Here is a 19,920-nt window from a genome sequence, read left to right on the forward strand (position 1 = left end):
ATGCCAACCTGGAAAATCACCTTCACGCGCCACAACAACACCGACCAATTGCAACTGCAGTCGGCGCAGCAACCGAGCCCGGAAGAAGCGGCCGAGCACGTCCTGGAGTGGGCGACCGAGAACCTCAAGCCCGGTGAGTACGGCACTGCCCGCGATGCCCCGGAAGGGCCGGTCGGGCAGTTGCTGCGCCGTTACGGCATCACCGTCACCGATATCGTCGAGGAATCGCCGCTGCCCGAAGGCTGACCCGCCCTCAGCCTTGTGCCGGCACCGGCAAGCGGATGTGCCGCGCCAGTTCCTCGAACAGCGTCACCACGCTGCGCAGGGCACGGCAATCGGGGCGGGTCAGTAGCCAGAGGGCGTTACCGCAACCGGGCAGGTCGCCCTGCAGCACCTGCAGGCCGTCACCGTCGCGCAATAGATAGTCGGGCAGCGCCGCCAGGCCCAGGCCGCCGCGGCAGAGTTCGAGCACCGAGACGATGCTGTTGCAACGATAGGCCGGGATCACCGCCGGGAAACTCTGGCGACGCCAGGCCACGCTGGCATGGTCGGGCATGAACTCGTCCGGGGCGATCCAGCTCAGCTCGCTCCAGTCGCGGCCGGCATTGGCGCTTAGATAGTCGCGATGCGCACAGAGCGCATAGCGCACCTCGCCCAGGCAGCGGCCGACCAGGTATTCCGGCGGTGCGGTGGTCAGGCGCAGGGCGATGTCGGCGTCGCGCCGGCTGAGGTTGGCGAAGGCGTTGGAGGTGGACAGCTCCAGGTGCAAGCCCGGGTAGTCGCCCATGAAACGCCCCAGCGCCGGCAGCAGGATGCCCTGCAATACGGCGTCGGTGCAGGTCAGGCGCACGGTGCCGCTGAGCACTTCGCGGCCCTGCTCCAACCCGACCCGCGCCGCCTCCAGCGCCTGCTCGGCCTGCTCGGCCTGGCGCGCCAGCTGCTGCGCCAGGTTGGTCGGCAGGTAGCCGGCACGGCCCTTCTCGAACAGCGCGGTGCCCAGCGCCTTCTCCAGCCGGCGGATGGCGCGGAACACTGTGGAGACGTCTACGGCCAGCAATTCCGCGGCCCGCGCCAGGTTGCCGCCCCGCACCAGGGCGAGTACCAGGGAAAGGTCGGTGTACTCCAACCGATATTGCATCGATGCACTCATGAATTGCGTTATCGCCAATTTTTATTGCGTCTGCGCAACTATAAATTGCTCACCGTAGCCCGCCAATGGGCGTCGACGCTGGGGTGCGAAAGATGCGGAAGCTGCGCAAGGTTCTACGTATCGGCCTGATCGGTGATCGTGACAGCCAGGTCATGGCGCACTGGGCCATCCCCCTGGCGCTGCAGCAGTCGCTGCTGCCCCACGCCGGCACCCTGCGCCTGGAATGGCTGCACACCGAGCGGCTGGCCCAGGGCCTGCCACTGGAAGGCTACGCCGGCTTCTGGTGCATTCCCGGCAGCCCTTACCGCGACACCGAGGGCGCGCTGCGTGCCATCCGCCATGCGCGCACCAGCGGCACGCCTTATCTCGGCACCTGCGCGGGCTTCCAGCACGCCTTGCTGGAGCGTGCCCGCAATGTCCTGGGCTGGGACGATGCCGCCCACGCGGAACTGGATCCCGAAGCGGCTCGCCCGGTGATCCACGCGCTGCCCTGCGCGCTGGTCGAAGTACGCGAAGAAATCCGCCTGCGCCCGGGCTCACGCCTGGCCAGCGCCTACGGCAAGCCGAGCATTCGCGAAGGCTATCGCTGCAGCTACGGGATCAACCCCGAGTACCAGGAAGCCCTGTTCGGCGACTCACTGACGGCGAGCGCCCACGGCGAAGACGGCAGCATCCGCGCGCTGGAAGCCGAGGATCATCCCTTCTTCGTCGCCACCCTGTTCCAACCCGAGCGCAAGGCCCTGGCCGGCGTCAGCGTGCCGCTGGCCGAAGCCTTCCTGCGCGCCGTCGAGCAACACGCCAGAAGCCCCCAATGATCGCCAAGACGCCCGAACCGCCCTACTACGCCGTGATCTTCACCTCCCTGCGCACTGCGCAGGACGCCGGCTACGGCATAACCGCAGAACGCATGTTGGAACTCGCCGCCGAACAGCCGGGCTACCTCGGCGTGGAGTCGGCGCGCGGAGAAGATGGGCTGGGTATAACGGTGTCCTACTGGCGCGACGAAGAAAGCATCCGCCACTGGCGGGAAAACGCCGAACACCGAATGGCCCGCGAGGGGGCCCGCCGCGCGTGGTATCGGCAGTTCCAGGTGCGGGTGGCGAAGGTCGAGCGGGCCTACGGATTCGACGGCAGCGACCTGTAGGAGATCTCATCCGCGAAAATCTCCGAGCCAATACCTCATTGTAGGAGCGCGCCATGCGCGCGAATCGCGGCCATGGGCCGCTCCTACAGGGTAAATGTCGTGCCATGCGGTTCGCGGATGAGATCCGCGTCTACAGCCACCAGCGCAGCAGGAAGAACACCCCCATGCTCAGCAAGACGCTGACCAGCGTATTGCGCGTCCACAGCACCAGCCCCACCGCCACCAGCGAACCGAGCAGGTAGGGGTTGTCCAGGCGGAGGTTCAGCTGGTGCTCGGGCAGGAACACGATCGGCCCGCAGATCGCCGTGAGCATTCCCGGCACGGCGAAGCCGAGGAACTGCCGGATGTTGCTGCCCAGGCGGATCGGCAGGCGTGGTTCGAGGAACACGTAGCGGTTGAAGAAGACGATCAGCCCCATGCCGACGATCACGGCCCAGACCATCATGCCGACCTCCCACTGAACTTGTTGCAGACGAAGCCTGCGGTCATCCCCGCGAGGCCCGCGAGCACCAGGGCCGAGCCCAGGTGCCAGTAGCTGAACAGCACCGAGCAGAACAGCGAGACAGCCACGCAGACCACCGTCGGCACGCTGCGCACCACCGGTGCGATCAACGCCACGAAGGTCGCGGCGACGGAGAAGTCCAGGCCCAGGTGCTCAAGCCCCGGAATGCTGCTGCCCAGCAGCACGCCGGCCAGGGTGAAGAGGTTCCAGGCGATGTAGAAGGTCAGGCCGACGCCCAGGGCGTACCAGCGGTTGAAGGCTTCGCGGTCGTACTGGCTGGTCAGGGCGAAGAATTCATCGGTGAGCAGGAAGCCCAGGCCGATCCGCCAGCGCCCCGGCAGGTCGGCGATCACCGGGCGCATGCTCATGCCGTAGAGCAGGTGCTGCGAGGTCAGCAGCAGCGTGGTGAGCATGATCGAGAGGAACCCGGCACCGCCCTTGAGCATGCCGATCGCCACCAGTTGCGCGGCGCCGGCGAAGACGATGGCCGACAGGCCCTGGCCGTGCAGCGGCGAAAGGCCGGCCTCGATGGCCAGGGAGCCGGCGAGCAGGCCCCAGGGCAGGACCGCGATGGACAGCGGCATGATGGCGATGGCACCGCGCAGGAAGGCGCGGGCGGGAAGCAGATCGTGGGACATGGGGAAGACGGCTTGAGGATCAGGTCGGGCGAGCTTGGCAGAAATGGCGGCGGGCGCCTTGAACGTTCTTGCTGTTTTGCGAGTCACGGGCGCCTTTTGATTAGGACAATTCCCACACGTTAATTAAGGAATTTCCGACTGATCGCAAAAGGTGCGGCATCTAGCATGTCCGCGCTTTCCGAACAGCCCGTGGTTTTCCGTCGTGCAAATCTTCCTGCTGCTCTTCCTCATCCTGCTGCCCAGCCTGGCCACCGGCCAGGCCGGCGCCGCAGAACGCCATGCTTCCACCACCAAGGTGACTGCCTCTCGCGCTGAGCGACCTCCGTCAGGGGGATGGCAGCGTTCGGCCAAGGAGCGGCAAAAGCTGAACCGGCTGCTCCGGCACGCCCAGCAGTTGCAGGGCATGCCCTACCGTTGGGGCGGCGCGTCGGAACGCACCGGTTTCGATTGCAGCGGCCTGCTGGTCTACCTGTTCCGCCAGGACGCCGGGATGGAGCTGCCGCGCAGCACCCACGGCATGATCCGCCAGCGTCATCGCCAGGTGTCGCGCCAGGCGCTGAAGCCCGGCGACGCGGTGTTCTTCAGCCACAACGGCAGCCAGCGCGCCAGCCATGTCGGCCTGTACCTGGGCGATGGACGTTTCATCCATGCGCCGAGCACTGGCAAGACGGTGCGTATCGATTCGCTGGACAACGGCTACTGGAAGCGGCATTACCGCACCGCGCGGCGCTTCCGCACCCTGTAAACGCACCATCGTCAATGGCGCGAGAGCCTGGCATCTGGCCAGGCTCCTACAAGGTAACTCCGACGCGGAGATATCCGAGCTTTACGGCGTCTTGGCCTTCTGCCCTTCGCTGGCGATCTGCGCACTGTCCCAGCCGCCGCCCATGGCGGCGATCAGCTGCACGCTGGCGACCAGGCGGTTGCCGTAGAGGGTGAGCACGCTACGCTCGTTCGACAGCGCCGTGGTCTGGGTGGTGACCACGTTGCTGTAGTCGACGGTGCCGGCCTTGTATTGGTTGGTCGTCAGGCGCAGCGCCTCGCGGGCGGCGTCCAGGGCTTCGCTCTGCGCGCCACTCTCCTCTTCCAACACCTTGAGCTGGACCATGTAGTCCTCCACCTCGCGGAAGCCGTCGAGCACGGTCTGCCGATAGGTCGCCACTGTCTGGTCGTAGCTGGCCTCGGCCTGCTCCACCTGCGAGGCGATCAGCCCGCCGTCGAACAGGGTCATGGCGAACTGCGGGCCGATCGACCAGTAGCGGTTCGGCGTCTCGATCCAGTTCTGGAAGCTGCCGCTGCGGTAGCCGCCGGTGGCGCTCAGGGTCAGGTCGGGGAACCAGGCGGCCTTGGCCACGCCGATCTGCGCGTTGGCGGAGATCACCTTGCGCTCGGCGGAGGCGATGTCCGGGCGCCGCTCCAGCAGCTGCGACGGCACCAGCGCAGGCAGTTCCGGCAGCCTGGGCACCTGGCCGTTGGCGGCGAGGCTGAACTGCGCCGGCGGCAGGCCGACCAGCACCGCGATAGCGTGTTCGAGCTGGGCGCGCTGGTACTTGAGGTCGATGGCCTGGGCCTCGGTGCTCTTCAGCTGGGTACGCGCCTGGGCCACGTCGGCCTTGGTGACGATGCCGGCGTTGTACTGGTTCTCGGTGAGTTTCAGCGAACGCTGATAGGCCTCGACGGTGTCGTTGAGCAGCTTGATCTGCTGGTCCATCACGCGCAGCTGCAGGTAGTTCTGCGCCAGTTGCGACTGCAGCGACAGGCGTGAAGCGGCGAGGTCCGCAGCGCTGGCGTCACGGGTGGCGCTGTCGGCTTCCAGTTGGCGGCGCAGCTTGCCCCACAGGTCCAGCTCCCAGCTCACGCCGAGGCTCGCCGAATAGCTGTTGCTCACCCCGCCGCTGCCGCCGCTGGACACCGTGGAGCCATCGGCCAGGCGCACGTTGCTGCTACTGCCGCCCTGCCCGGAACGGGTCTTGTCGACATTGCCGGTCACGCTCGGGAAGAAGGACGCGCGCGCGCCCTTCACCAACGCCACGGACTGCCGGTACGAGGCCTCGGACTCGGCCAGGGTCTGGTTGGCCTTGAGCAGGCGCTGCTGCAGGTCGTTCAGGGTCGGGTCGCTGTACAGCGACCACCACTGCCCGTGGTTCTGCAGATCGGCCGGCTGCGCCATGCGCCAGCCCTCGCCTTCCTTGAAGGCGGCCGGCACCGCGACCTGCGGACGCTTGTAGTCGGGGCCGACGGCGCAGCCGGCAAGCGCCGCGCAGAGCGCCAGGGCGAGCAGGCCGGGGGAAAGGTTCGGGCGGTTCATAGCGGTGTCTCCAGGGCGCCGTCGGTGCGCACGCCACGCTTCTTGTTGACCCAGTGGCGCAGGCGGTCAAGATAGAGGTAGACCACGGGGGTCGTGTAGAGGGTCAGCAGCTGGCTGCCGATCAGGCCGCCGACGATGGTCATGCCCAGCGGGCGGCGCAGCGCGGCGTCGCTGCCGATGCCGAAGATCAGCGGCAGCGCGCCGAGGATGGCGGCCAGGGTGGTCATCATGATCGGCCGGAAGCGCTTCATGCAGGCTTCGAGGATCGCCTCGCGCGGGGTCAGGCCGAGGGTGCGTTCGGCGTCCAGGGCGAAGTCGATCATCATGATCGCGTTCTTCTTGACGATGCCGATCAGCAGGATGATGCCGATGATCGCCACGATGCCGATGTCCTGCCCCGCCAGCATCAGCGCCAGCAATGCGCCCACACCTGCAGAGGGCAGCGTGGAGAGGATGGTCACCGGGTGGATGAAGCTCTCGTAGAGGATGCCCAGCACGATGTACATGGTGACGATCGAGGCCAGCACCAGGAGCAGGGTGTTGGACAGCGACGCCTCGAAGGCCGAGGCCGCGCCACGGAAGTTGCCCTCCAGGCTCGCCGGCATGTTCATTTGCGCCTCGACATCGCGGATCGCCTGCACCGCCTCGCCGAGGGACACGCCCTTGGCCAGGTTGAACGACAGGGTCGCCGCCGGGAACTGGGCGATGTGGTTGATCGCCAGCAGGGTGTGGCGCTCCTCCACCTTCGCCAGGCTGGACAGGCGCACCTGGGTGCCGTCGCTGGCCGGCACGTAGAGGTTCTCCAGGGACTGCGGGCCGATCTGGAAGTCCGGCGCCACCTCCAATACCACGCGGTACTGGGTGGCCTGGGTGAAGATGGTCGAGACCAGCCGCTGGCCGAAGGCGCTGTAGAGCACGCTGTCGATGTTCGACAGGCTCACGCCCAGGCGCGAGGCGGTGTCGCGGTCGATATCGATGTAGGCCTGCAGGCCCTTGTCCTGCCAGTCGCTGGCAACGTCCGCCAACTGCGGCAACTGCTGTAGCCGGTCGAGCAATTTCGGTACCCACTCGGCGAGCACGTCGGGGTCGGCGTCCTGCAAGGTGAACTGGTACTGGGTGCGGGCGATGCGGTCTTCGATGGTCAGGTCCTGCACCGGCTGCAGGTAAAGCTTGATGCCCCGCACCTTGTCCAGTTGCGGCTGCAGGCGGCGGATCACTTCGCTGACGGACAGGTCGCGCTCGGCGTGCGGCTTGAGGTTGATCAGCAGGCGCCCGGTGTTGAGCGTGGCGTTGGTGCCGTCGACGCCGATGAAGGACGACAGGCTCGCCACGTCCGGGTCGGCCAGCACCACCTTGGCCAGCTCCTGCTGACGGTTGGCCATGGCCTGGAAGGAGATCGACTGCGGCGCTTCGGCGATGCCCTGGATCACCCCGGTGTCCTGCACCGGGAAGAAGCCCTTGGGCATGAACACGTACAGCGCGGCGGTCACCACCAGCGTGCCGACGGCCACCAGCAGGGTCAGCCCCTGGTGGCGCAGGACCACACGCAAGGCAGCGGCATAGCGCTCGATCATGCGTTCGATGAAGCGGCCGGCAGCGCGGGCGAAGCGGCCCTCCTGCTCCGGCTCGATGTGGCGCAGCAGCTTGGCGCTGAGCATCGGTGTGAGCGTCAGCGAGACGAAGCCGGAAATCAGGATGGCCACCGCCAGGGTGATGGCGAACTCGCGGAACAGCCGGCCGGCCACGTCACCCATGAACAGCAGCGGGATCAGCACGGCGATCAGCGAGAAGGTCAGCGAGATGATGGTGAAGCCGATCTGCTTCGAGCCCTTGAGCGCGGCTTCCAGCGGGGAGTCGCCCTGCTCCAGGTAACGCGCGATGTTCTCCACCATGACGATGGCGTCGTCGACCACAAAACCGGTGGCGATGGTCAGCGCCATCAGCGTCAGGTTGTTGATCGAGAAACCGGCCAGGTACATGACGCCGAAGGTGCCGATCAGCGACAGCGGCACGGCGAAGCTGGGGATCAGGGTCGCCGAGAGGTTGCGCAGGAACAGGAAGGTGACCATCACCACCAGGCAGACGGCGAGGAACAGTTCGAACTGCACGTCCTTCACCGAGGCGCGGATGGTCGTGGTGCGGTCGGTCAGCACCGTGACTTCGAGGTTGCCCGGCAGGCTCGCCTGCAACTGCGGCAGCATCTTCTTGATGCTGTCGACCACTTCGATGACGTTGGCGCCCGGCTGGCGCTGGATGTTCAGCACCACCGCCGGCGCGTCGTTGGCCCAGGCGGCCAGGCGCACGTTCTCGGCATCGTCCTCGACGCTGGCCACGTCGCGCACGCGCAGCGGCGAGCCGTTCTTGTAGGCGACGATCAGGTCGCGGTACGCGCTCGCCGATTTCAGCTGGTCGTTGGCGTCCAGGGTCGAGGAGCGCGTCGGGCCGTCGAAGCTGCCTTTCGGGCCATTGAGGTTGTTGTTGGTGATGGTGGTCTGCAGGTCGCTGAGGCTCAGCCCCGCCGCCGCCAGCGCCGAAGGGTTGGCACGGATGCGCACGGCCGGGCGCTGGCCGCCGCTGATGCTGACCAGGCCGACGCCGGAAATCTGCGAAATCTTCTGCGCGAGGCGCGTGTCGACCAGGTCCTGGATCTTCGGCAGCGGCATGTCCGGCGACATCACCGCCAGGGTCAGGATGGGCGCGTCGGCCGGGTTGACCTTGCTGTACACCGGTTGGTTCGGCAGGTCCTTGGGCAGCAGGCTCTGCGCGGTGTTGATCGCCGCCTGGACTTCCTGTTCGGCGACATCGAGATTGACCTGCAGGCTGAACTGCAGGGTTATCACCGACGCCCCGCCGGAGCTGGTGGAGGACATCTCGTTGAGCCCGGGGATCTGCCCCAACTGGTTCTCCAGCGGCGCGGTCACCGAGGAGGTCATGATCTCGGGGCTGGCACCCGGATACAGGGTGACCACCTGGATGGTCGGGTAATCCACTTCCGGCAGCGCCGAGATCGGCAGGAAGCGGTAGGCGATGATCCCCGACAGCAGGATCGCCACCATCAGCAGGGTAGTGGCGACCGGCCGCAGGATGAACAGGCGCGACGGGTTCATTCGCTCTTACCGCTGTCCTGGGCGGGCGCGTCCGAGCCGAAGGGCTTGGGCGAGGCGCCTTCGCCATCCGTGCTCGCATCGGCGCGGGCTTCTTCGTCGCTGGCGACTATGTGCAGGCGGGTGCCGTCGCGCAGGCGGTCGGTGCCTTCGACGACGACGCGCTGGCCAGCGTCCAGGCCCTTGGTGACGACCACTCGCTCATTCTCGCTGGTGCCCAGCTCGACCAGCTGGCGCTTGGCCTTGTCGTCCTTGTCCACCAGGTAGACGTAGGTGCCATCGTTACCGCGCTGCACGGCGTTTGCCGGAATGCTCAGCACCCCGTGTAGGGTCTCGGCAAGCAGGCGCACGTTGACGAACTGGTTGGGGAACAACGCCTGGTCGGTGTTGGCGAAGGCGGCCTTGAGCTTGACCGTGCCGGTGGTGGTGTCGATCTGGTTGTCCAGGGTCTTGAGTACGCCGCTGGCCAGGGTGCGGTTCTGGTTGCGGTCCAGCGCCTCCACCGGGACGGGCTGGGAGCCGGAGAGCTGGCGGGCGACGGTGCCCAGCTGCTGCTGCGGCAGGGCGAAGACCACCGAGATCGGCTTGACCTGGGTGATCACCACCAGTGGCGTGGTGTCGCTGGACGTCACCAGGTTGCCGACGTCCACCTGGCGCAGGCCGAGGCGCCCGGAAATCGGTGCGCGCACCTGGGTGAATTCGAGGTTGAGCTTGGCGTCGTCGACCTGGCCCTGGTTGGTGCGCAGGGTGCCCTCGTACTGGCGCACCAGCGCTTCCTGGGTGTCCAGAGTCTGCTTGGCGATGGAGTCCTCGGCGTACAGGCCCTTGTAGCGCGCCAGGTCGATCTGCGCGTTCTTCAGCTGCGCCTGGTTCTGCTGCAGGGTGCCCACCGCCTGGTCCAGCGCTGCCTGGTAGGGGCGCGGGTCGATCACCGCCAGCACGTCGCCGGCCTTGACCTCCTGGCCTTCCTGGAACGGCACCTTGAGCAGCTGGCCGTTGACCCGCGCACGCACGTTCACGGTGTTGTAGGCCGTCACCGTGCCCAGCGCGTGGTAGTGCACCGGCAGGTCGCCCTTCAACACCGGCGCCACGCTGACCGTGATCGCCGTACCGCCGCCCTGCCCGCCCGGCCCGCGTCCGCTCATCGCGCCGCGCGGCCCGGGCCCGCCACCGCCCTGAGGCTCCGGCGCCGAGCTGGTCCTGTGCAACCACATGCTCAGCGCGACCACCCCGGCGAAGGCCGCCGCGGTGATCAGCCAGGGGCGCAGCTTGCGCAGTTTCGAGGGCGATCCGTTGCTTGGGGTCATAGTGGTCATCGGGCGGCCAAGGGTCCTAGAGAATAGCGGGGCACGGCGGGAAACGCCGCTAGCACGGGCGTAGCTCCACCGATAAACATTCAGCGCTGAACGATAATCACTGGCAGCTTGCAGGCAAAGCCTCTTTACCCGCTATTTACCTTTGTTTACCGAGAGTTAGAGCGCTTGAACGCGACTTGCCGGCGGACGTTCCGCTGCCATTGTCGCCCCCGAAAACGACGATGCCGCCCGGCCAGTGGCGCGGGCGGCATCGAGGGGAGCGGCGCCGGGGCTATCCGGCGCCCGAGCGTGATCAGCTCAGCGCAGCGACGGCGGCGGCGTAGTTCGGCTCGTCGGCGATCTCACCGACCAGCTCGCTGTGCAGCACCTTGTTGTTCTCGTCCAGCACCACCACCGCACGGGCGGCCAGGCCGGCCAGCGGGCCGTTGGCGATGGCCACGCCGTAGTTGGCGAGGAACTCGGCGCCACGCATGGTCGACAGGTTCACCACGTTGTCCAGGCCTTCGGCGCCGCAGAAGCGTTTCTGGGCGAACGGCAGGTCGGCGGAAACGCACAGCACCACGGTGTTGGCCAGCTTGCTGGCTTCGACGTTGAACTTGCGAACCGAGGTGGCGCAGGTCGGGGTGTCGACGCTGGGGAAGATGTTCAGCACCTTGCGCTTGCCGGCGAAGTTCTCCAGGGACACATCGGCCAGATCGCCGCCGACGAGCTTGAACGCCGGAGCCTGCTGGCCTTTCTGCGGCAGCTGGCCGTCGACGTTGATCGGGTTGCCCTTGAGGGTGACTTGAGCCATTGCGGTATTCCTTCTGTCGTGGGGAGGCCCCGCCGCAGAGCCGGCGGGGACCGGGAAATCGGGGCCGAGGCAAATCCTAGCATGAACTTGCCCGAGTGAATCGGTCGGAAAAGCGCCGAGCGGGAAAGCGGATTTCAACGCCGCCCGGCGCTATGCTGGGCGCCCTTCAAGGAGGCCCCATGCGACGCACCCGATTCGCCCTGCTCTTCGCCCCGCTGTTGTCGTTGCCGGCTCTGGCTGACGAAAGCTGCCACGTCACTGCAGTGGACAGCGGCTCTAGCCTGATTTGTCGCAGCAGCGAAGGCCACGACCTGAGCGTCGCACTGCGCGGTATCGAGATCCCGACAGCCGTTGCCGAAACAGCGCGCCGGCGTCTCGACGAGTTGGTCGGCGCTCATTCGGTGACTTTGCGCCAACCGCTGCCGCAGCCATCCGGTCAGCTGACCGCTGCCGTCTGGGCCACCCCGCCGGACTGCCCGAGTTGTGGCCACACCCTGGACGTCAGCCGCGCCCTGCTCAGCGTCGGCCTGGCCCGCTGGAAACCCGACGCCGCGCAGGGCGAAGAGGAGCGCGCACAGTACAGCTTCGAGGAGCAGGAAGCGCGGGCGCGGAAGATCGGTCTGTGGAACACCAACCTGTAGGAGCGGCCCATGGCCGCGATTCGCGGGCATGGCCCGCTCCTACAAAGAGACGTCGTGCCGGGATTTCGCGGATAAGATCCGCTCCTACACAGGGGGCGATCCGAACTCTCAGGCCCAGCCGAATCGCCGCACGAACCAGCCCTTCAAGCCCTGCACCATCACCATGTAGCCCACCAGGATCAGCGCCAGCCACGGCCAGTAGTCCGCCGGCAATGCCTGCATGCGGAACGAGTGGGCCAGTGCCCCTTGCGCCAGGAACACCGCCAGCGCGCCTATGCCCAGGGTGGCCGCGAGCACCGGCCAGGCCGCACGGCTCTGCAGGAAGGGAATGCGCCGGGTGCGGATCATGTGCACCACCAGCAGCTGTGAGAGCAGGCCTTCGACGAACCAGCCGGACTGGAACAGCCCTTGCTGCGCCGGCGTGTTCGCCTCGAAGACGAACCACAGCACCAGGAAGGTGGCGATGTCGAACAAGGAGCTCAGCGGGCCGAAGCACAGCATGAAGCGCCCAAGGCCCTCCGGGTTCCACTGCTGCGGGCGGCGCAGGAGTTCGGCGTCGACGCCATCGAAGGGAATCGCGATCTGCGCCAGGTCGTACAGCAGGTTCTGCAGCAGCAATTGCAGCGGCAGCATCGGCAGGAAAGGCAGGAAGGCGCTGGCCGCCAGCACGCTCAGCGCGTTGCCGAAGTTCGCGCTGGTCGCCATGCGGATGTACTTGAGCAGGTTGGCGAAGGTGCGCCGCCCTTCCACCACGCCCTCCTCCAGCACCATCAGGCTTTTTTCCAGGAGGATCAGGTCGGCCGCTTCCTTGGCGATGTCCACCGCCGAATCCACCGAAATACCGATATCGGCGCCGCGCAGCGCCGGCGCGTCGTTGATGCCGTCGCCGAGGAAGCCGACTACATGGCCGCGCGCGCGCAGCACCCGGACCAGGCGCTCCTTGTGCGCCGGCGTCAGCTTGGCGAACAAGGTGGTGCGCTCGGCCAGCTCGCCTAGCTCAGCGTCGCCGTAAGCATCCAGCTTCGGGCCGAGTAGCACGCCCTCGACCGGCAGGCCGACGTCGCGGCAAACCTTCAGGCTGACCCGCTCGTTGTCCCCGGTCAGCACCTTCACCGCCACGCCGTTCGCGGCCAACGCGCGCAGGGCCGGTGCCGTGGTCTCCTTCGGCGGATCGAGGAAGGCGATGAAACCGTCCAGACACAGCCCCTGCTCGTCGTCCAGGCCGTAGGTCTCGCGGCTGGGCGGCAGCGTCCGGGTCGCCACCGCGACCACCCGCAGGCCGTCGCGGTTGAGGGCCTCGGCCACCGCACGGATGTGCTCCAGGCGTGCACCGGTCAGCGGCTCGGCACAGGCCTGATGGCGCACCGTCGCGCAGACTTCCAGCACTTCCTCGAGGGCACCCTTGCAGATCAGCAGGTGATGGTCGTCGCGCTCGCCGAGCACCACGGACATGCGCCGCCGGGCGAAGTCGAAGGGAATCTCGTCGACCTTGTGGTAGCGGCTGTCCACACGCAGCGCCTGGCGCAGCTCGGCGTGCTCGAGCACGGCGACGTCGAGCAGATTCTTCAGCCCGGTCTGGTGATAGCTGTTGAGGAAGGCCAGCTGCAGCACGCGGTCGTCGACCATGCCGTAGACGTCGGTATGCCGCTCCAGGACGATGCGGTCCTGGGTCAGGGTGCCGGTCTTGTCGGTGCAGAGGATGTGCATCGCGCCGAAGTTCTGGATGGCGTCCAGGCGCTTGACGATCACCTTGCGCCGACTCAACGCTACCGCGCCCTTGGCCAGGGTGGAGGTGACGATCAGCGGCAGCATCTCCGGGGTCAGGCCGACTGCCACCGCCAGCGCGAACAGCGCTGCCTGCAGCCAGTCGCCCTTTGTGTAGCCGTTGAGCAGCAGCACCACCGGCGCCATCGCCAGCATCAAGCGGATCAACAGCCAGCTGACCTTGTTGATCCCGGCCTGGAAGGCGGTGGAAGGACGGCCGCCGATGCACGTTCGCGCAGCCAGCGCGCCAAAGAAGGTGCGCGCACCAGTGCCGACCACCAGCGCCAGGGCCGAGCCGCTGACCACGGTGGTGCCCATGAAGCACAGGCTGTCGCGCTCCAGCGGGTTGTCCTGGCGGGCATCGCGGACCTGGGCGAACTTCTCCACCGGCAGCGATTCCCCGGTCAGCGCCGCCTGGCTGACGAACAGGTCCTTGGTGCTGAGCAGGCGCACGTCCGCCGGCACCATGTCGCCGGCCGACAGCCAGAGCACGTCGCCGGCCACCAGTTGGCGGATCGGCACCTCGCGGCGGCGCGTCAGGCCCGACTCGGCCTCGTCCGCGCGGAAAACCGTGGCGGTGTTGCCGACCATGGCCTTCAGCCGTTCAGCGGCGTCGTTGGAGCGCTTTTCCTGGACGAACCGCAGCAGCGTGGAAACGCCGACCATGACGCCGATCAGCAGCGTGGCCGGCAGGTCTCCGGTGAGGCAGGCGATCAGCGCGAGCACGCTGAGCAGCAGGTTGAAGGGGTTGCAGTAGCAGAACCACAGGTGCGCCCACCAGGGCAGCGCGCGCTGCTGGTCGATCTCGTTCGGCCCGGCGCCCAGGCGCTCGCCAGCCTCGGCTTCGCTCAGGCCTTCGCGGCGGCTGCCCAGGCGCTCGAACAGCACCTGCGGCTCCAGCACCGACCAGTCCAGCAATGCCTGGGCAAGCGGCTCCGCCGCCGCGCCGCGCGGCGAGTCGGGCAGCGCCAGGCGCCGTCGCTGGCGCGCGGGCTGGCCCTTGTTGAAGAAATCGAGCAGGTTTTCCCTGAGTCGATCGAAGTGCATGACGAGTCCCCTTCGCCACCGTCACGACTGGCGGCGCAGGGAGTCTCTGCGGGCATCCTTAAGGTGTAATGAAGGCGCGCGCCCGGCCGGGCGCGCGGCTCAGAAGTCGCGCTTGTAGAAGATATCCAGCGAGCTGGCCAGGCCGCTGGCGGCTTCCAGGTAGACCTTCTTGCTCAGCAGGTAGCGCAGCGCGACCGTGTTGGCCGGCTCGAACACCCCGACGCCATAGCGCAGGCTCAGGCGATCGGTGAGCTGGCCGCTGGCGACCACGTTGGTGCTGTTGCCGGTGCCTTCGGTGCCGAGCTGGAAGTCCTGGATGCCCAGGTGCTTGGCGACCTCGCCGGTGACCGGCGCGCTGCCGGCCAGGCCCAGGGCCAGGGCCGCTTCGCCGAGCATGTTGCTGTCCTCGCCGCTGTTCAGCGGCCGGCCCATGACCAGGTAGGACAGCGCCTGCTCCTGGCTCATCGCCGGCTCCGAGAAGACTTCGCTGCGCGGCTGCTCGGCATTGCCCGACAGGCGCAGGCCGGCAGTCACGTCATCGACCTTGCGCACCGCCTCGATGTCCAGGTACGGCTGGTCGATGGGCCCGGCGAACAGCAAGCGCGCGCGGCGGATGGTCAGCTTCTGGCCGTAGGCGCTGTAGCGGCCCTTGTTCAGGCTGAGCTCGCCACGGGTGTCGAGGTTGTCGCCGATGTGCACCTGGCCGGCCAGTTCCGCGGTCAGGCCGAAGCCATTGAAGGTCAGCTTCTCCTGGCCGACCCTGACGTCGACATCCATCGCCAGGTTGGTCCCGCCCGCCTGCTTCGGCGGCGCGCCGACGATCACGGTATCGCCGGAGACCTTCACCGTAGAGGGCGGCAGCTGGCGGATGACGATGGCGCCACGCGGCACCTGCACGTTGCCGGAGACGCTGAGTTTTTCGGCGGCCATGCGGATCGCCAGGTCCGGGCTGACTTCCAGGTTGGCGTAGGGCTCGACCGCCACTGGCAGGCTGTCGCCGGGGATCTTCAAGTCCATGTCCAGGCCCTGGCTCCAGGCCAGGTAGCCGGCCAGCTTGCCGCTGCCCTTGGCACCGCCGCTCCAGTGGCCGTCGAGATCGACCCGCTCGCCGGCGATACGCGCCAGCAGCTGGAGGTTCTCCACGCGCGTCGGCAGGTCGCCGCCGGAAATCTCGCCGTCGCGCAGCTGCAGCTGGCCGTCCAGGTGCGGCGCAAGCAGGCCACCGGAGATGCGACCGCTACCATCCAGGTGCCCTTGCAGACGCTCGACCATGGGCACGAAAGGCCGCGCCACCGAAATGTCGAGCCCGCTGAGCTGGAAGCTGCCGGTGAGCGGCTTGCTCTTCGGACGCGGATCGAGGGTCGCCTGGGCGTCCAGGGTGCCGAGCTTGCCGCCATGGAACTGCAGGCTGCTGTCGATGCGCGTGGGGGTCAGGCGACTCTCCAGGCGCAGGCTCTGGTACGGGAAGTCGAGCCACTGGTCCTGGTCCTTCAGGCGCAAGGTGCCGCTGCCGGCATCGAGAACGATATTGCCGTTGGGGCCGCGCGCCGGCAGGTCGAGCTGCACGTCGCCATTGAGCTTGCCTTGCCAGGCGAAGTCTTCCGGCAGCCAGCGCGCCAGGCTGTCCAGCGGGAAGTCGCGCAGCTTCCAGCTCAGTTTCGGCTCGGGCAGCAGGCGCTGCTCACCACCGCACAGGCTCGCCGGACCGGACACCCAGCAATGCGCGCCGAGGTTCAGGCGGCCGTCGGCGAGCCGTTCCAGGCGCGCCGGCTGTTGCAGGCGCCAGTCCTGGCCGCCGCTCTGCAGTTCACCCTTGGCCAGGCGGCCGCGCCAGTCGCGGCCGTTCCAATTGCCGTCGAAGCCCAGCGCCAGCACCAGCGGCTTGCCTTGCAGGCTGAGGTCGAGCTGCTGGCGTTGCAGGTTGCCCTGGCCGCTGGCCTTGAGCTGGCCGAATTTCGTGTCGCCGGCGCGCAGGCCATCGGCGAGCAGATCCAGGCGACCGCGCTGGGCGGCGTCGAGGTCGGCGCTGAGCGTGAGTTCGCGCACGCCGTTGTCCTGGAAGGCGATGCGCTGCCCCTTGAGGTCGAGCTTGCCTTGCGGGGCCTTGAGCGTGCCGGCGAGGTCGAGGCGCCCCGCCATCTGCCCTTGCAGTTGCGGCCACAGCTGGCCAAGGCGTGTCAGGGCGATGTCGAGCCGGCCGGCCAGGCGCTGGTCGAGGCTGGCCTGGCCGCTGATGCGGTTGTCGCCCAGGCGCAGGTCGAGGCCGTCGAGCTTCCAGTTCTGCCCCTGCCCAACGGCAGCGGTCTTGAAAACCGCCGACTGGCCGCGCAAGCGGCCTTGCAGGTCGAGGTTGGCCTGCAGCGCGAGCACGCCGTCCTTGAAGCTGCCTTGGCTGCTCAACGGACCGCCGAGCTTGCCCGGCAACTCGGCGACCCAGTAGGCGGGGTCGAGGTCGCTCAGTTTCAATTGCGCGTCCCAGGCGATGGCATCGGCGAACTTCAGGCCCAGGCTGCCCTCGGCCTTGCCTTGCCCTGCTTTCAACTGCAGCGAAGGCAGGTGCACCTCGGAGAGGTTGCCGGAGATCGGACTGCTCAGCTGGAAAGCGCCGGCCGGGCCATTGGCTTCGGCGGCGAAGTTGCCCAGGTAGCCGCCGTCGCGGTACTGCAGTTCGGCCTGTAGACGGTGCAACACCACCGGCGGCGGCTCCATCGGGTAAAGGCGCAGCCAGGGGAAGTCCTGCCAGTCGAGGCGTGCGTCGGCTGCGAAGCCCTCTTCCCAGTCCAGGCGGCCGCTCAGGCCCAGGCGCTGTTCCGGCGCGGCGCTCAGGTCGAGCGCGGCGATGTCGGCGCCCTTGGCGTCGACGCGGCCCTTGAGCACCAGGGCAACGTCGCCGCCCTCGCCCGGCAACAGCGCCGAGCCGGCGACCTGGTAGCCGCTGGCAAGGTCGCCCTTGGCATTCAGCAGCACCTTGTTCAGCACCAGGGTGTCAGGCAGCTCGGCAGCGCCTTTGAAGCCATCGGCTGTGATCTGGGCAGTGGCCGGCAGGTTGTCCGCCAGGGGCTGCAGGTCGCCCTTGAGGTGGCCGTTCAGGTAGCCGCTGCTGTCAGCTTCCAGCGCCAGATGGCCGAGCAACTCGCCCTTGGCCTGCAGCTTCAGGTTCCACGGCTGCTTGCCGGGCGCCGGCAGGGTCAGGCTGCCTTCGGCCTGCAGCGGCCAGTTGCCAGTGGGCGTGAGCAAGCCGCGCAGCTCCAGAGCCAGGTCGTCACGGGCGGCCTTGAGGCTGTCGATGTGCAGGCCGTCCGCTTCCCAGTGGGCGCTGGCCTGTACCTGTTTGACCTGCTCGTTGCCGTCGAGCAGGAAGCTGCCCAGGCGCACTTCGCCCAGGCGGATGGCCAACGGCAGCTTCAGGGCTGGCAGTTCGATCGGCCCGCTGCTGGGTTCGGATGTGCTGGGTGCGAGGCGCAGTTGCACACGCTCAGCGACCAGGCGGTCGACACACAGGGTCCGTTGCAGCAGGCAGGCCGGTGACCAGGCCAGTTGCGGCTGGTCGATTTCCAATTCGGTAGACGCGTCCTTCCAGGCCAGGTGCTTGGCCTGCCAGGCGCCCCCAAGGCGGCCACTGAAGTCATCGACTTGCAGGCCCGGTATACGCGACAAGGCCCAGCGACTGCCGGATTCGCTGCCGAGCACGGCGAACAGCGCCACACAGACCAGCAATAGCAAGCCCAGCACGCCGGCCAGGAGAATCTTCAGCAGGCGCTTCACAGCTCGGGCCCCATGGAGAAGTGGATGCGCCAGCCGCCGCCATCGTCCAGGCCGTCGGCGAGGTCCAGGCGCAGAGGCCCGACAGGAGACACCCAGCGGATGCCGAAACCGACGCCGGTCTTGATCGAGGGGAAGTCCAGCGAGTTGAAGGAGTTGCCCTGGTCGACGAAGGTCGCCAGGCGCCATTTCTCGGCGAGCGGGTATTGGTACTCGACACTGCCGGCGATCATGTAGCGGCCGCCGATGCGGTCGCCGTCGGAGTTCTTCGGCGACAGCGTCTGGTAGTCGTAGCCACGCACGCTCTGGTCGCCGCCGGCGAAGAAGCGCAGCGACGGCGGAATCTTCGAGTAGTCGTTGGTGGCGATGCCGCCCACCTGCACGCGGCCGAGCAGACGGTGACCGCCGGCGAAGGTGGTCAGGCCCCTGGCCACGGCGGCGGCGTAGGCGACGTCGGCATCGGCGAGCGCACCTTCCTTGGCGAACTTGGAGTCCAGCTGCAGGCGATAGCCCTCATGGGGGTCGACCTTGTTGTCGGCGACCAGGATCGAGTAACCGACGCCGGGCATCAGGAAACTGCTGTTGCCCGAGTCGTCGCCCAGCAGGTACTCCTCGTGCAGCCAGTTCAGCGAGAAGGAACGCTGCCAGCCGTTGGGCAGCTTGCGCTGCCATTCGCCGCCGATGGTGAACTGCTTGCTCTCGGTGTCCACCAGGTCTTCGTTCTGGTAGCCGGTGGTGAAGCGCAACTTGTCGGTCAGCGGCGGATCGAGCGGCACCTCGTACCAGGCCCCGACGTTCTGCCGCGGCCCCGACAGCTCGGCCTCGGTGCCCAGGCTATGGCCCTGTGGGTTGACCCAATGGCGGGTCCAGCTGAATTTCGCCCGCGGCCCGACGTCGGTGGAGAAGCCCAGGCCGACGCCGAGGGAGCGCGGCTTGCGCGCGGTCAGGTGGACGTCGACCGGGACGGTCTCGCCCTTGGCCTGCAGCGGCGAGGCATCGACCCGAACGCCGTCGAAGTAGCCGCTGGATTGCAGGGCCTGGTTGAGGTCGGCGATCAGCTCCGAGTCGTAGGGCGCGCCCTGCTGGAACGGCACCATGCGCTGCAGCAATTCCTCGTCGAATGGGAAGTCGCCCTGGAAGCTCACCGCGCCGAGGTAGAAGCGCGGCCCGCTGACGTAGTCCAGGTCGATATCGGCGACGCCGGCTTCGGGGTCGACGCGCAGCGACTGCTTGGTGAACTGGCCACGGAAGAAGCCGAAGCGCGAGGCCTGGTTCTGGATCAGCCGCTTGGCGTCCTCGTAGGTGCCGTGGTTGAGCTGGGCGCCGGGCTTGAGGCCGTCGCCGCCCGGTACACGGAAGCTCTTCAGCTTCGACGCCGGGCCTTCGATGACGATGCTGACATTGCGCAAGCGCACCGGCTCGCCGGGCTCCACGTCGATGCGCAGGCGCGGCGCCTTGTCTTCGCCGCGCACGCGTACGCGAATGCGTGCCTGGTAATACCCCAGCGCCTGCGCCGCCTGCTGCGCCTGCTCCTGGGTGGTGCGCCGCAGGCGCCGCAGGGCGGCCTGGTCGCGGCCCTCGACGGTACCGACGAAGGCTTCGATGTTGGCTTTGAGCGCGGAATTGGAAGGGTTGATGCGTACTTCGAGTTGGCTTTCCGCTGCCGCTACCGTGCCGATCCAGCACAAGAGTCCGATCAGCGCGAGCCGAAGTGATCCATGGACGAATTTCATGGCGCGGATGCTAACACG

15 protein-coding genes are annotated in these 19,920 nt (G+C 67.6%); 5 read left to right on the forward strand and 10 right to left on the reverse strand.

Features of this window, described 5'->3' with window-relative positions:
* Positions 1–246, forward strand: coding sequence for a hypothetical protein (locus tag PKB_RS15280; RefSeq protein ID WP_043253026.1), 246 nt, complete (start codon positions 1–3; stop codon positions 244–246).
* Between the two features lie 7 nt (positions 247–253).
* Here PKB_RS15280 and PKB_RS15285 read toward each other — a convergent pair whose 3' ends face one another.
* On the reverse strand, positions 254–1,138 hold the full coding sequence (locus PKB_RS15285; RefSeq protein ID WP_084166656.1) for a LysR family transcriptional regulator: 885 nt from the start codon (positions 1,136–1,138) through the stop codon (positions 254–256).
* Positions 1,139–1,242: 104 nt separating this feature from the next.
* Here PKB_RS15285 and PKB_RS15290 point away from each other — a divergent pair, with 104 nt between their 5' ends.
* Positions 1,243–1,965: a CTP synthase C-terminal region-related (seleno)protein gene (locus tag PKB_RS15290; RefSeq protein ID WP_043257398.1), complete on the forward strand. Its 723-nt coding sequence runs from the start codon at positions 1,243–1,245 to the stop codon at positions 1,963–1,965.
* Positions 1,962–2,294, forward strand: a complete 333-nt coding sequence (locus PKB_RS15295; RefSeq protein ID WP_043253031.1) for an antibiotic biosynthesis monooxygenase family protein — start codon at positions 1,962–1,964, stop codon at positions 2,292–2,294. Before PKB_RS15290 ends, PKB_RS15295 begins: the two co-directional genes overlap by 4 nt.
* A 130-nt stretch (positions 2,295–2,424) precedes the next feature.
* Here PKB_RS15295 and PKB_RS15300 read toward each other — a convergent pair whose 3' ends face one another.
* The gene (locus tag PKB_RS15300; protein WP_043253033.1) at positions 2,425–2,739 is read right to left on the reverse strand and encodes an AzlD domain-containing protein; all 315 of its coding nucleotides are present in this window, start codon (positions 2,737–2,739) and stop codon (positions 2,425–2,427) included.
* Positions 2,736–3,434: an AzlC family ABC transporter permease gene (locus tag PKB_RS15305; protein WP_043253035.1), complete on the reverse strand. Its 699-nt coding sequence runs from the start codon at positions 3,432–3,434 to the stop codon at positions 2,736–2,738. The genes PKB_RS15300 and PKB_RS15305 overlap by 4 nt, the downstream gene beginning before the upstream one ends.
* 202 nt (positions 3,435–3,636) lie before the next feature.
* Here PKB_RS15305 and PKB_RS30155 point away from each other — a divergent pair, with 202 nt between their 5' ends.
* Positions 3,637–4,179: a C40 family peptidase gene (locus PKB_RS30155; RefSeq protein WP_052355301.1), complete on the forward strand. Its 543-nt coding sequence runs from the start codon at positions 3,637–3,639 to the stop codon at positions 4,177–4,179.
* 81 nt (positions 4,180–4,260) lie between these two features.
* Here the strand turns inward: PKB_RS30155 and PKB_RS15315 are convergent, their stop codons facing one another.
* The 4 genes from PKB_RS15315 to tpx all read right to left on the reverse strand — a co-directional run bounded on the left by PKB_RS15315 (position 4,261) and on the right by tpx (position 10,955).
* Complete coding sequence (locus PKB_RS15315) at positions 4,261–5,742, reverse strand: efflux transporter outer membrane subunit (protein WP_043253037.1); 1,482 nt, start codon at positions 5,740–5,742, stop codon at positions 4,261–4,263.
* Positions 5,739–8,849 carry an MdtB/MuxB family multidrug efflux RND transporter permease subunit gene (locus PKB_RS15320; protein ID WP_043253038.1) on the reverse strand — a complete coding sequence of 1,037 codons (3,111 nt, stop codon included), beginning with the start codon at positions 8,847–8,849 and terminating at the stop codon, positions 5,739–5,741. The genes PKB_RS15315 and PKB_RS15320 overlap by 4 nt, the downstream gene beginning before the upstream one ends.
* The gene (locus PKB_RS15325; RefSeq protein ID WP_043253039.1) at positions 8,846–10,153 is read right to left on the reverse strand and encodes an MdtA/MuxA family multidrug efflux RND transporter periplasmic adaptor subunit; all 1,308 of its coding nucleotides are present in this window, start codon (positions 10,151–10,153) and stop codon (positions 8,846–8,848) included. Before PKB_RS15325 ends, PKB_RS15320 begins: the two co-directional genes overlap by 4 nt.
* Before the next feature lie 301 nt (positions 10,154–10,454).
* Positions 10,455–10,955 (reverse strand): thiol peroxidase, encoded by a 501-nt coding sequence (gene tpx / locus PKB_RS15330; protein ID WP_043253041.1) that lies wholly within the window; start codon positions 10,953–10,955, stop codon positions 10,455–10,457.
* Positions 10,956–11,134: 179 nt separating this feature from the next.
* Here tpx and PKB_RS15335 point away from each other — a divergent pair, with 179 nt between their 5' ends.
* A complete protein-coding gene (locus PKB_RS15335) occupies positions 11,135–11,596 on the forward strand; it encodes a thermonuclease family protein (RefSeq protein WP_043253044.1) in 462 nt (153 codons plus the stop codon).
* A 108-nt stretch (positions 11,597–11,704) separates the two neighbouring features.
* Here the strand turns inward: PKB_RS15335 and mgtA are convergent, their stop codons facing one another.
* The 3 genes from mgtA to PKB_RS15350 form a co-directional block, all read right to left on the reverse strand.
* Complete coding sequence (mgtA, locus tag PKB_RS15340) at positions 11,705–14,407, reverse strand: magnesium-translocating P-type ATPase (RefSeq protein WP_043253045.1); 2,703 nt, start codon at positions 14,405–14,407, stop codon at positions 11,705–11,707.
* Positions 14,408–14,506: 99 nt separating this feature from the next.
* A complete protein-coding gene (locus PKB_RS15345; RefSeq protein ID WP_043253047.1) occupies positions 14,507–18,172 on the reverse strand; it encodes a translocation/assembly module TamB domain-containing protein in 3,666 nt (1,221 codons plus the stop codon).
* Entirely contained in the window at positions 18,169–19,902 is a 1,734-nt protein-coding gene (locus PKB_RS15350; RefSeq protein WP_043253049.1) for an autotransporter assembly complex protein TamA, read from the reverse strand. Before PKB_RS15350 ends, PKB_RS15345 begins: the two co-directional genes overlap by 4 nt.
* Between the last annotated feature and the right edge of the window lie 18 nt (positions 19,903–19,920).

The organism is Pseudomonas knackmussii B13 (assembly GCF_000689415.1).
Classification (GTDB): Bacteria; Pseudomonadota; Gammaproteobacteria; order Pseudomonadales; family Pseudomonadaceae; genus Pseudomonas; species Pseudomonas knackmussii.